An 11,621-nucleotide genomic window follows, 5' to 3' on the forward strand; every position below is an offset into this window, starting at 1 on the left:
CGGTTACATGTGGCAAGGCGGAAGGTATCGCACGGTGGGTACTCCGCCGGGACCGTCCAGGCGAACCTCGGCGTCGACCTGGTAGACCTCGGCTATCAGGTCAGCGGTGAGGACCTCGGTCGGGCTTCCGTGGGCAACGATGGATCCCCGGTTCAGCATCACTATCGAATCGCAGAACATGGCGGCCAGATTCAGATCGTGCAATGCCATGATCGTGGTGGTGGGGAGGCGTCGCACGAGCGCGAGCAATTCGAGTTGATGGTTGATGTCCAGGTGATTGGTCGGCTCGTCGAGTAGCAACTCGTGAGGTTCCTGAGCGAGGGCGCGCGCGATCTGGACGCGTTGGCGCTCCCCGCCGGACAGGGTGTGCCACGACCGGTCCAGCATGCCGGCGAGATCGGTGTGTTCGATCGCTGCCCGGACGGCGTCGCGATCGGAATCCGACTGCCCACCCCACAGTCCGCGGTGCGGTGTGCGTCCGAGTTCGACTACCTCCGCGACCGTCAGATCGATCTCGGTGTTGCTGTGCTGATCAACGGTCGCGATCCGACGCGCGATGTCGCGGCGTTTCCAGTCGGACAACGGGGTTCGGTCCAGGGTCACGACACCGGATGTCGGACGATTGTGCCCGGCAAGCAGTTTCAGCAGCGTCGATTTCCCCGAACCGTTGGGGCCGAGAAGCCCCACCGTACTTCCGGTTGTAGGCGAGACGTCGAGGTCGTCGACTATGAGCGCCCCGCCGACCCGCCAACTGACGCCGGTAGCTTCGAGTGTCATGGCCTGGCCTTCCGTCTCCAGAGGATGACGGCAAACGCAGGCACACCGACCAGCGCGGTCACCACACCGGCCGGGAGTTCCTGCGGCGCAATGGCTGTGCGTGCCACAGCGTCGACCCAGACAAGGAAGATGGAGCCGATCAGTGCGGACGCGGGCAGGAGTCGGCGGTGGTTCGAACCGACGAGAGCCCGCGCCGCGTGCGGGAGGACCAGGCCCACGAAGCCGATGGCACCTGCGACGCTCACGATCACCGCGGTCATCAAGGCTGTTGCCAACAACAGGGTCACACGCACCCGCCACACGTTCACCCCCAGCGACGACGCCGCGTCCTCGCCGAAGGCAAAGGCGTCGAGTGCGCGGGAGTGAGTCAGACAGACCACGAGGCCGACTGCGACCACCGCAGCGCAGAGTGCGACGTCGAGCCAGTCGGCGCCGCCGAGTGAGCCCAGGAGCCAGAACATCACGCCGCGGGTCTGCTCGGGATCGGCCGAGGTGATGACGATGAACGAGGTGAGCGCGGAGAACAGTTGGGTCGCGGCGACACCGGCCAGGATCACCCGGTCCGGCGTGCCGCCGGCCGCATGGGCGAGCAGCAGCACAAGGGCGAAGGAGATCACCGCGCCGATGAAGGCGCCGCTCGACAGGCCGATCAGTCCCGACCCGACTCCGAGGATCACGATCAGTACGGCACCGGTCGAGGCGCCGGACGAGATACCGAGGACAAACGGATCGGCCAGCGGATTGCGAAGCAGCGATTGCATGATCGCACCGCACAGCCCGAGACCGGCACCGCAGAGCGCGGCGAGCAGGGTGCGCGGCAGACGGAGGTCCCACACGATGCCGTCACGGATAGGGGTGACGTCCGCCGCGGTACCGCCGAGATGGCCGACGACAATCGAAGCCACCTCACCGACCGACAGACCGGCGGGCCCCAACGTGATCGCCACGGCGGCTGATCCGGCCAGCGTGACAACACCGATCATCCACAGCAGGGTGACGGTCGTCGGGTTGTCACGCAGCCGAACTCTTGTCGTCATCTCACGCCGTAGACCACGTAGTCGTCGAACAGTTGCCAGACCGTCCCCGACTCCCGAAAACCTGCTTGCGCGAGCGCCGCCAACTGGAAGTCGACGGCTGTGGGCGCGGTGGCGTCACGTCCGGCGAATCTGCGCTCACGCTCGTCGGTCAGTGCCCCGATGCCGTGAGTGGCCCGCAACTCGTCCCACCAGCTCTCCCACTCGGGAGCGCCCGCAGCAAAGGCGGAGTGTTGCGTCTGCTCGTCGTGAGCCTTCGCCCATCGCCCGATGACAGGGAAGCGGCTGTCGAAACGAAAGTGATCACCATTGAGCAGGACTCCGTCCGGACTCAGCAGTTCGCGGCACTGCCGGTACACCTCGACGAGCTGCTGCGGTTGCAACCAGTGCAGCGCGGTTGTCGACACTATCGCCTGAACCGGCGCAGCCACCGAATTCGGCCAATCGGCTCCCGCCAGATCTGCGTCGATCAGCTGCAGTCGGTCACCGAAACGCGTCGACGACTGGCGGGCGAGCTCCAGCAGCATCGGGTCGTAATCGATCCCCACAACGCTCGCATGCTCGAACTTCTCGAGAATCCGGGCGCTCAGTGAACCCGGCCCGCAGGCCAGGTCGACAACCGTGAACGGGGCGTGCGCGTGCTGCAATTCGAGAACGTCGAGAATCACGTCGAAGCGCTTCTCACGGTCGGCGATGTATGCCGCCTGCTGGTCGTCCCACCGACGCACCAGTTCACTGATCTGCGCGGACATCTAGACCACACCCAACTGGCGCAGCCCGTCGGAGAGCTGTTCGATGCCACCGACATTGCGGATCGAGGGATCCATCGTCGTTCCTTCGAGGATGATGTAACGCTTGTTCTTCACTGCGGTGAGCTTGCTGGCGACCGGGTCCGATTCGAGGAACGCGATCTTGTCTGCGGCACTGTCGCCGTCTCCACCGCGGTCGAGATCTGCGAGCACCAGCACGGTCGGGTCTCGATCGAGCACACTCTCCCAACCGATTTCGGGCCAATACTGCTTGTTGTCGTCGAAGGCGTTCTTCGCACCCACCGCGTCGGTCATGATTCCCGGTGCACCGCAGCACCCGGCGAAGTACGGAGTCTTCGTGGCTGCGTACCACCACGCCAGCGTCACGTTCTCAGCTCCCAGTGCCGCCGTGGCGGTGGCCGCGCGATCCTTCAAACTCTCGGTGAGCTCGACACCTTTGTCCTTGGCATCGAACAGTGTTGCCACGTCGTCGATTTCGTCGTACAAGTCGTCGAGCGTGAGGGCCTTGCTCTGCTCGGCATCCTGACCGGTGCACTCGCTGGGTGACTGATATGTCGCGACACCGAGGTCGGTGAACTTGATCCGGTCGGCGATGCCCTCCGAGGTGAACGTGTAGTTGAACGTCGTGTAAACCATGTCCGGTTCGCGTTCGAGGACACTTTCGAATGACGGGAACTCGGTGTCGAACGCCTGGACCTGACCACGCGCCTCGCGCAGTTCGGGGAGGACATCGTCATCGCTCATGGCGTACCCGGCCATCCGGTCCTGCACTCCCAGCGCGAACAGCATCTCTGCTGCAGGTTGATTTACCGCGATTGCCCGTTCGATCGGTCGCTCCACCGTGACGTCTCGGCCACAGTTCTGGACTGTCACGCGCGATTGTTCGGAAGAGTTGGATTGTCGGGCAGCACTGTCGTCGGAGGAGCAGGCAACCAACGACGCGCACAACAGGGCAGCGACGGCGGCGGCGGGTAGGTGAAGTCTGGACAGACGCATGGAATCTCGTTCTCGCAGGGGCTCGTTCGCGGAGCCCGTTACCGTGTGAACAGGCGCCTGTTGACCCCTGCTGCCAGCCGGTATTCGGACTCGAGATCGCCCCACCCGAGCGCCTTCCCAGATTCTCATCCAGTGGCGTAAGCCCGGGCGGTCACCCTCACCGCTGCGCGTCAGTTCCGGATTCACACCGGATTCCCTGACCCCCTGTGTGGAGGTCCGCTGGCACAGAGGAACTTATCACCGCAGTGCACCGCCGGTCAGGTCGGCTGGTGTGAGGCAATCAGATCTCGATGGCCAGGTCGTCGATGTCGGTGAGGGTTCCGCCGTCGGCGAGGATGCGCTCGTAGTTCTCGCGTCGACGGAGGTCGATTTCGGTGTTGCTGACGCCCTCCTTCCAGTATCCGAATATCGCGACGTCGTTTTTGTCGAGTCCGACGGTCGATCGAAAGTGCTTCCGGATTGCGCGCATCTCGTTGCGTTCACCGGCGCCCCACACGACGTAGCTCGCGGGATTGGCAAGCTCGCGTGCTCGTACCACAAGTGGGCCGTCGGGCTCGGCCGGATCTGCGCTCACGCGGTGAAGCTCCAGGCCGGGGAGGGCGGGCAGTTCGGCGAAGGCGACCTCGTCATCTGTTGTGACCCAGCCGATTCCGACGACGTCGTTAGGTAACTGCTCGATGATCGAGTGCAATGCGGGTATTGCGGTGCCGTCCAGAAAAAGTGCGATACGTCGACCAGGAACATCAGGGATCAAGAAGTGTGGCCGCGGACCGGTGAGGCCGAAGGTGTCACCGACGGCCAACGCTGCTGCCCACCTCATCATCGGACTGGTCTGTCCGTGCAGGACCACATCGACGACGATCGATCCGCTCGCTGAATCGTAGGAACGCACCGTGTACACGCGCGAAGCGTCGTCGAAGGCCGGCCCGAGATTCATGCGTACGGTCACATTCGGGCGTGACCAGGTCGGATCGTCGGTCGACTCCGTCAAACGAGCCGTGATCCGCAGCAGGTGATCGCTCGGTCGCTCCAGTGCTTCGACGATCGCGAGAACGTCGTTGAGTCCGCGATTGTGGTCAGCGGTCCGTAGGACGGTCGTCGGGGGAGTTGTTGTGCGCGAGGCGTCTGCATGTGTCATCGACTGTGCTCCTGGATCGGGTTTTCGGGATGCCGCCAGGTTAGTGCTACCTAAGTCGAGCGAGTTGTCCAGAAGTGACATTTGATTACCTGAATGATTCGGGTCTCGAAACGACGCGGTTGAGTGAGTGGTGCCGGCGCTGCTACCGTGCCTGTGATGTCCATGCGCCGCTGTTCTCTCGCTTCCGGCCGTGCACTGCGCACGGCCCGATTCGGCGTAGCGACTTTCCGACGTGGGCGTAAGGCGATCGACCGCCGCCCGTCCGGTCTTGTCTGGATCGAAAGAGCCTTGGCCGCACCGGCCGGATCCGTCTGACATTCGCCACTTCGGCGAGCATTGCCTCGCCGAGATTTCGCAGTGCCACACCTGTTGCAGTGCTGCGCATTTCCCGTACCTGAAGTTTCTCGCGGGTGAGTTGTGAGTGTCGGCGCCACCGAGCCTGGAATGCCAGCCAACTCGTTTTCGTGAAAGGTACACAGCAATGAATCGTTTCGAAGGTCGTCGTATTCTCGTCACCGGCGCAGGATCTGGAATCGGGCAGGCCACCGCGCTGCGGTTGCTCGCCGAAGGTGGCCGCGTGGTCGCTGCCGACATCTCCGAGCAGGGTTTGGAGAACACCCGGAAATCGGCAGAACATGCTTCGACGGAGGATCGCCTCGACACCCTCGTCGTCGATATCGGTGACGAGAGTTCCGTCATCAAGGTTGTGGGTCAGGCGATTTCGACTCTCGGGGGATTGGACGTACTGGTCAACGCCGCCGGGATACTGCGTGGTGGGCACACCCACGAGACCTCGCTGGACCTGTGGAATCAGGTGCTCTCCGTGAATTTGACGGGCACTTTCCTCGTCACCCGCCAGGCACTGCCGGCTCTCCTCGCCACCGCCAACGCAGTCGTGGTGAATTTCAGTTCCACCTCCGCGGCCTTCGCGCACCCGTACATGGCCGCGTATGCCGCAAGTAAGGGAGGAATCCAGTCCTTCACTCACGCACTGGCTCTCGAATACGGCAAGCAGGGTCTGCGTGCCGTCGCGGTGGCTCCAGGCAGTGTGAAGAGCGGGATCACCGACACTACGGCGTCGTACTTGCCGGAAGACACCGACTGGTCGCTCTTCGGCAAGTTGTCACCGATTCTGAGCACTGATCTGGAGTCCGGTGGTGCCCCCATGGCCGGGCCGGAAAGTGTTGCGGGAGTTATCGCGATGTTGGCATCCGACGATGGTGCCTTCATCACGGGTACGGAGATCCGGATCGACGGCGGCACGCACGCCTGATTCTGCGTCCGTCTGACGGCCCGCACAGGCAGGCCGTCAGACGCGAGCCGTCATTCTCGCGAGCGAGTGATGGCGGGGACGACGTAGGACTTATCGAGCACGGCGGGCGAAGGTTCGTACATTCTCAGTACCGGTCGGAAATCCCCGCGCGGTGCGGGCAGCCAGTTTGCCTTCGCCGTGGGATCTTTCGGCTCCTCGTGGCTGATCGTGATCGTCAACGCACCGTCGGCGTCGTGGACGATTCCTGGAGTGCGGTCGCCGATCGAGTATCGGTCGACGGGGTTCGCCACGAGGAAGAAGTCCGGCACCGAGTACATCGTCAGCGACCAGAAGGCGCTCACCGGCGGAGTGGGGTCGAGTCTTATTGTGTAGGTGTGGGTTCCGTTCAACTGCTCGCCCTGATCGTCGACGTAGGTCATGATGTACGCCGCTTCGTAAGGGTGGTTGCCCCACAGCCCGCCCTTGGCAGCCGCGGCGCGTTCGACGATGCGCAACTTGGGATCGGCGATCTTGAATTGTGAATCGTCGATTGTGCCGACCTCGAAGTAGTCGAGGTTGTAGTCGAAGGCGTGGAATGTGAGCTTCCATCCGTTGACTTCGGGGCTGGAGCCTTTCGTGAGGGCCTCGAGCAGGTTCTTCTCACCGATCGTCAATCCGTCAGCCAACGCGGCTGCCTCGTCGGCAGACAGCGATACGTAGGGAGAGGCCCCGTGCTCGGTGATTCCGATCAGGGAGAAGGAATCCTGGAGTTCTCGATCGCGCGGGGCCGGCGGAAACGCCTGTGACCAGATGCGGAGTTTCTCGAGGAACAGGAGGTCCTGGCTTACCCCGGGTTCGGGCACTGGGAGACCCGCCGAGTTTCCGGTGGAGTCGACGACGGTCAGCGTGGTGGCGTCCTGCAAGGCGTGCACCGCAGGGAGGTCGTCGTCGCCACCGCATGCCCACCGGCCCACGATCGACGCAATGTTCGTGGGAAATCTGATCACCGTGGTCTGGTCCGCCGGGGTTCCCGTCCAGGTGGGTGGGACGAGAAGGAAGTCTCCGCTCTTCGTGCCGGTGGCCCGATGCCCGACGTAAGCGAAATTGTTTGTCCAGGCGTCCACGAACTGGAGGACGTAGTAACGGCCATCGGTATCGGGGACGTGCAGCGCAACGGGGCCGACAGAGAGATCGATCTGCGCCATGGAATACACGGTGTCGTTGTTGATCGTGACGAAAGTGTCTGCCGGCCCGGCCAGTGTTCGGGCGTGGCTGAAGGTGTTGAAAGGTGCGGCGGGGTTCGCTCCGACACCGTTGTGAACATACCGATGGACCTGGTCGAGATTGAAAACGAGGGGAAATCCGTAGATATACGCCTGAGCTGCAAGCTCGGTGCGACTGGTGTCTGTCATCTCTGCCCTCTCGTCGTGCACGTCGGTTCGAAGTCCACCCTGCGGGAACCCTGCCGTCGGGGCATCACCCGCCGAGGGTGACGACGGTAGAGGGAGAAGACATGTCGGATCAGGAGAGTGCGGCATTGGTCGCTGTCGCAGACGAGTGGAACGTCGCGATGTGCTCGAACGACGCCGAACGGATCGGCGATTTCATGGCAGACGACTGGGTGATCGTCTCGGAATCCGGAGTGTCGACCAAAGCGGAGTTCCTGGGTTTCGTGGCCTCGGGCGACCTGACTCATTCGACGATGGACCGCGTCGGGAGCGCTCGCGTGCGTTTCTTCGGTGACGTCGCACTGTTCACCACGCGGATCGTCAATACCGCGCACTACGGCGGCAGACAATACGACGCCGACGAGTGGACCACCGACGTGTTCGCGCGGCGAGACGGTCGTTGGTGCTGCGTGTTGAGCCACATCACGCCGGCGGTCGAGGCGAAGATCGAGGACGTGGAACTATGACGTAGAGATAAGAGAAAGGCTGATGTTTTAACGGTGACACTATTGGGTAGTAATACGAGTTTCGCATTTATGAATGTATTTATCGGATTTATCGATTGTGAAGTTTCTGTAGTAGCGTCAGTTGAGTAGATCATTTTGATACGCATACCGGATGAGGTTCTCACATGATTGTTCTCGGCATTATTCTGGCGTTGATCGGCTTTTTCACGGGGTTGAGCATTCTGACCACCGTCGGCATCATCTTGGTCGTCGTAGGTGCAGTTTTGTCCATCCTCGGTGCTACCGGGCGCGCAGTGGGCGGACGAAAAGTCTGGTATTGATCAATACTGCGCGAGTAGCTGAGAAGGCGGTACCCGATCTCTTCGGAGATCGGGTACCGCTTTTTGTGCTCCAACTGGTTTTCGGTCTCTCTACCCCAAATTATCGATCTGAGCGGCATCGGGTAAACATGAAGGATGCTTTCTCGAGACCATGACGAAGAGAAATCTGCCGAGCGATTCAGATTCCCTCGCAGATGGAATCAGGTTGACGAATCGCGCCGCGGTTTGGTGTTGGCGTGGGTGGCCTTCACGTTGACGTTCGGCGGAGCACGTCTGGTGACCTGGTTGATCCAGATCGATACCAGGGATGTCGGCGACATCAGCGCCGGTGGCACTCATCTGCATCACTACCTGTGGGGAATTCTCCTGTTGGCGGGAGTAGCGATCTTCGGACTCGTCGACCGAAGTCCTCGCGCAAGAACCTGGATGGGCATCGCCTTGGGTATTGCGCTCGGACTCATTGTCGACGAAGCCGCACTACTGATCACTCTCGACGACGTCTACTGGCAGAGCGACGGTTGGCCGAGCATCGCCATCGCCGTGTCGATCATCGGTGTTGTGGGAACCGGGCTCGCGCTGACACGGAGCGGAGCGGAGAAGCCTCGAGGTTGATCCGACTGCGGCACGGGTACTCACCCTCGAGCCGGGAAGTCGCGCGGATCGTGAGGTGGCTTGGATGGATCCCAGTTCCGCGGACACATCACCGGATTCCGAAAGCGAAGTTCAACCGATAGATCCGATGGCGGAAGCCGAACGTGAAGCCGCAGCATTGGCGACGCCCGTCCGGCCGCTGGGCGAACCCGGACCGAGATTCGATCGTCGTTCACCGTTCTTCATCGGACTGAGCGCCGCGGCCGGAGTTGCCGTGACGTACGCGGTGATCGAGGTGCTGCTTGCGGCGCGGGGCATGTTGATCCTGATCGTGGTCGCATTGTTTCTCGCGGTGGGCATCGAACCGATGATCGTCTGGCTGGAGCGGAGACATTTCCGGCGCTGGATCGCGGTCACCGTGGTACTCCTCGGAATTGCGGTGATGCTCGCGCTGTTTCTCGTTGCTGCGATCACTCCGCTGGTCGAGCAGGGACGTCAGTTCGCATCACACGCTCCCGAACTTCTGACACACATTCGTGACCGGTATCCGATCGTCAGCGACCTCGACGAGAAGTATCACCTCGAGGAGCACCTCACCACCCAACTGGACGGTTCGGGGTCTGCGCTCGCGACGGGTTTGCTCGGAGCGGGGCGGGCGGTGTTCAGCGCAGTCGCCGACGCTGGAATCGTTGCTGTACTGACGACGTACTTCTTGATCGACTACCCACGAATCCGCACGAATCTGTATCGGCTGGTGCCACATTCGCGGCGGCCACGAGCAATCGCCATCGGTGATCAGATACTGGCAGGTGTGGGTGGATACGTCCTCGGCAATGTTCTGATCTCCGTGATCACCGCAGTGTGCACCTTCGCGTGGTTGTTGATCTTCGACGTGCCGTATCCGTTGATCCTGGCGCTGCTGGTCGCTCTGCTCGATCTGATCCCGATAGTCGGTTCCACGATCGCAGGGGTTGTCGTCGCCCTGGTCTCCTTGACAGTCTCTGTCCCAACGGCATTGGCGACAGTTGCATTCTTCATCGCGTTACGTCTGCTCGAGGACTACCTGCTCGTTCCGAAGATCATCGGGAAGACGGTAGCGGTCCCGGCGTTGGTGACCGTTGTCGCGGTTCTGTTGGGTGGAGCGTTGCTCGGTATTGTCGGTGCGTTGCTGGCGATTCCGGTCGCTGCGGCCTTGCTGCTGCTTGCAAGGGAGACGCTCTTTCCGCGCCTCGACGCTTCTTGACCGGCTTCTATCGGACGCTTCGCGCGCGACGCCGAGAACCAGGATTCGGCTTGGGGCACATCCGAGTCGGGATGGTTTCTCCCTCGGCGGTGATACGGAATACCGAGACTTTCTCGCTACAACCGTGATTCAGATCGACCGCGTATGCGATTGCGGCGCGATCCGAGACGAAATCTTCCATCACCGTTGTACCGTCCGGTAGTTCGATTCTGTAGTTTTCCATGACTTACACAACCTTCTTTCGCTAAGACGATCCTACCCGGCTCGAGAAGTGGCAAACCCGTGGAACACAACGTGCGACAGTCGTCTTCGTGCCTTGCCGGAGCAATGTTTCGACACCTCGCCTGCTGGGTAGTGAGAGTCGGTCAGCCGCTCAGGCGGTACGTATCGAACCACGGAGGATCCGCGCAATGAGCGCAGTATCGAAAGCGATGTACAAGCCACTCTCACTGGCGACCAGCGTCCTGGGCGGCATCTTGGCCGGCGCTGTCTTCCAGCAGGTGTGGAAGCGCATCGGTGACGACAAGAATGCGCCCGAGCCCAAAGACTTGAGCAGGTCGAGCAAGGAAGTCCTGATCGCCGCAGCCCTGCAGGGAGCCATCTTCGCTGTTGTGCGAGCCGCAGTGGATCGTGCGGGGGCAAAGGGCTACCGGGCCCTTGCTCACGAAGATCCTCGGTAGGAACGCCCGGTTCGGTTCGAGTTCAGTCGACGACGGCCGCGATTGCCTCGATCTCGACCAGTTGATCGTCGTAACCGAGAACGGTCACACCCATCAGAGTGCTCGGGGCGTCGTGATCACCGAACGCGTCGCGGACTACCTCCCACGCCGCAACGAGGTCGGCTTGATTGCTCGACGCCACCAGGACGCGGGTGTTGATCACGTCGGTGATGGACGCGCCCGCGTCCGAGAGAGCTGTTCTCAGGTTGTCGACGGCCTTGGCTGCCTGTCCTGCGTAGTCACCGATGGCGGCAGTAGAGCCGTCCTCGTTCAACGGGCAGGATCCGGCCAGGAAGATCAGTCGGGCCTCGGCGGGAGCCGTTGCTGCATAGGCATATTCAGCCACCGAAGAGAGTGACGTGGAACGGATCAGAGTTACCGACTTCGACATTATTTCCCCAAGGAATAGTAAAGTTTTGCAGCGAGTCTTTCACAGCACGCCAGGGGTTGCCAATTCATCGTCGGACCCATCCCTTCAGTCGGCAGCTACGAATGACTGTCAATGAGCCGAGAAGAAGAGCACACAGCACCTGTCGACGAGTGGCTGACGACCAAACAGGTTGCAGCACTGTTCCACGTCGACAGGACCACGGTGTCCAGATGGGCGAGGGAGGGCAAAGTCGGCACTCTGAGAACGCTTGGCGGGCATCGGAGGTACCGGCGATCGGAGATCGAGACGTTGCTGCGTAACCGCTCGACGACGCTCGATCACCAATAACCTCCGGCACGAAACAGACAGGTCGCCGAGCATGATGAGGGCTCGGCGACCTGTCTGGTCAGCAGGAAGTAATCAGGCCTTGGGGACGCGGATGATGAGTGCGTCGCCTTGTCCGCCGCCGCCGCAGAGTGCGGCTGCGCCGATGCCG

The 11,621-nt window shown here is 61.9% G+C and carries 16 protein-coding genes and 1 riboswitch; of the genes, 8 read left to right on the plus strand and 8 right to left on the minus strand.

From position 1 onward, the window contains the following. Window positions 1–3 precede the first annotated feature (3 nt). The 5 genes from QM609_RS10815 to QM609_RS10835 all read right to left on the minus strand — a co-directional run bounded on the left by QM609_RS10815 (window position 4) and on the right by QM609_RS10835 (window position 4,715). Window positions 4–777 carry an ABC transporter ATP-binding protein gene (locus QM609_RS10815; RefSeq protein WP_064074086.1) on the minus strand — a complete coding sequence of 258 codons (774 nt, stop codon included), beginning with the start codon at window positions 775–777 and terminating at the stop codon, window positions 4–6. Beyond that, complete coding sequence (locus QM609_RS10820) at window positions 774–1,814, minus strand: FecCD family ABC transporter permease (RefSeq protein WP_073513488.1); 1,041 nt, start codon at window positions 1,812–1,814, stop codon at window positions 774–776. Before QM609_RS10820 ends, QM609_RS10815 begins: the two co-directional genes overlap by 4 nt. Beyond that, window positions 1,811–2,563 (minus strand): class I SAM-dependent methyltransferase, encoded by a 753-nt coding sequence (locus QM609_RS10825; RefSeq protein WP_073513489.1) that lies wholly within the window; start codon window positions 2,561–2,563, stop codon window positions 1,811–1,813. Before QM609_RS10825 ends, QM609_RS10820 begins: the two co-directional genes overlap by 4 nt. Further along, on the minus strand, window positions 2,564–3,577 hold the full coding sequence (locus QM609_RS10830; protein ID WP_073513490.1) for an ABC transporter substrate-binding protein: 1,014 nt from the start codon (window positions 3,575–3,577) through the stop codon (window positions 2,564–2,566). Between the two features lie 58 nt (window positions 3,578–3,635). Then, window positions 3,636–3,816: riboswitch (cobalamin riboswitch) on the minus strand. A gap of 41 nt (window positions 3,817–3,857) precedes the next feature. Next, entirely contained in the window at window positions 3,858–4,715 is an 858-nt protein-coding gene (locus QM609_RS10835; RefSeq protein WP_042453497.1) for a siderophore-interacting protein, read from the minus strand. Between the two features lie 156 nt (window positions 4,716–4,871). Between QM609_RS10835 and QM609_RS10840 the strand changes: the two genes are divergently transcribed. Next, window positions 4,872–5,030, plus strand: a complete 159-nt coding sequence (locus tag QM609_RS10840; protein ID WP_158656571.1) for a hypothetical protein — start codon at window positions 4,872–4,874, stop codon at window positions 5,028–5,030. A gap of 166 nt (window positions 5,031–5,196) precedes the next feature. Further along, window positions 5,197–5,988, plus strand: a complete 792-nt coding sequence (locus QM609_RS10845; RefSeq protein ID WP_042452426.1) for an SDR family NAD(P)-dependent oxidoreductase — start codon at window positions 5,197–5,199, stop codon at window positions 5,986–5,988. A 50-nt stretch (window positions 5,989–6,038) separates the two neighbouring features. Here QM609_RS10845 and QM609_RS10850 read toward each other — a convergent pair whose 3' ends face one another. Then, window positions 6,039–7,379 carry a DUF1254 domain-containing protein gene (locus QM609_RS10850; protein ID WP_042452423.1) on the minus strand — a complete coding sequence of 447 codons (1,341 nt, stop codon included), beginning with the start codon at window positions 7,377–7,379 and terminating at the stop codon, window positions 6,039–6,041. 101 nt (window positions 7,380–7,480) lie between these two features. On the opposite strand from QM609_RS10850, the gene QM609_RS10855 reads away from it, so the two are divergent. The 4 genes from QM609_RS10855 (at window position 7,481) to QM609_RS10870 (ending at window position 10,036) form a co-directional block, all read left to right on the plus strand. Continuing rightward, a complete protein-coding gene (locus QM609_RS10855; RefSeq protein ID WP_054827323.1) occupies window positions 7,481–7,882 on the plus strand; it encodes a nuclear transport factor 2 family protein in 402 nt (133 codons plus the stop codon). A gap of 164 nt (window positions 7,883–8,046) precedes the next feature. Then, window positions 8,047–8,202 carry a DUF6131 family protein gene (locus tag QM609_RS10860; RefSeq protein WP_003945564.1) on the plus strand — a complete coding sequence of 52 codons (156 nt, stop codon included), beginning with the start codon at window positions 8,047–8,049 and terminating at the stop codon, window positions 8,200–8,202. Between the two features lie 135 nt (window positions 8,203–8,337). Next, window positions 8,338–8,814: a hypothetical protein gene (locus QM609_RS10865; protein ID WP_003945539.1), complete on the plus strand. Its 477-nt coding sequence runs from the start codon at window positions 8,338–8,340 to the stop codon at window positions 8,812–8,814. A 64-nt stretch (window positions 8,815–8,878) separates the two neighbouring features. After that, a complete protein-coding gene (locus QM609_RS10870; RefSeq protein ID WP_054827302.1) occupies window positions 8,879–10,036 on the plus strand; it encodes an AI-2E family transporter in 1,158 nt (385 codons plus the stop codon). 7 nt (window positions 10,037–10,043) lie between these two features. Here the strand turns inward: QM609_RS10870 and QM609_RS10875 are convergent, their stop codons facing one another. Next, complete coding sequence (locus QM609_RS10875; RefSeq protein WP_003945874.1) at window positions 10,044–10,259, minus strand: hypothetical protein; 216 nt, start codon at window positions 10,257–10,259, stop codon at window positions 10,044–10,046. A 187-nt stretch (window positions 10,260–10,446) separates the two neighbouring features. On the opposite strand from QM609_RS10875, the gene QM609_RS10880 reads away from it, so the two are divergent. Next, complete coding sequence (locus QM609_RS10880) at window positions 10,447–10,716, plus strand: DUF4235 domain-containing protein (RefSeq protein ID WP_003945929.1); 270 nt, start codon at window positions 10,447–10,449, stop codon at window positions 10,714–10,716. A gap of 22 nt (window positions 10,717–10,738) precedes the next feature. Here the strand turns inward: QM609_RS10880 and QM609_RS10885 are convergent, their stop codons facing one another. Then, window positions 10,739–11,146 carry a RidA family protein gene (locus QM609_RS10885; RefSeq protein ID WP_019747226.1) on the minus strand — a complete coding sequence of 136 codons (408 nt, stop codon included), beginning with the start codon at window positions 11,144–11,146 and terminating at the stop codon, window positions 10,739–10,741. Between the two features lie 111 nt (window positions 11,147–11,257). Between QM609_RS10885 and QM609_RS10890 the strand changes: the two genes are divergently transcribed. Then, the gene (locus tag QM609_RS10890) at window positions 11,258–11,473 is read left to right on the plus strand and encodes a BldC family transcriptional regulator (protein ID WP_003945782.1); all 216 of its coding nucleotides are present in this window, start codon (window positions 11,258–11,260) and stop codon (window positions 11,471–11,473) included. Window positions 11,474–11,621 lie beyond the last annotated feature (148 nt).

Source organism: Rhodococcus sp. IEGM 1302, from assembly GCF_030056935.1.
Classification (GTDB): Bacteria; Actinomycetota; Actinomycetes; order Mycobacteriales; family Mycobacteriaceae; genus Rhodococcus_F; species Rhodococcus_F qingshengii.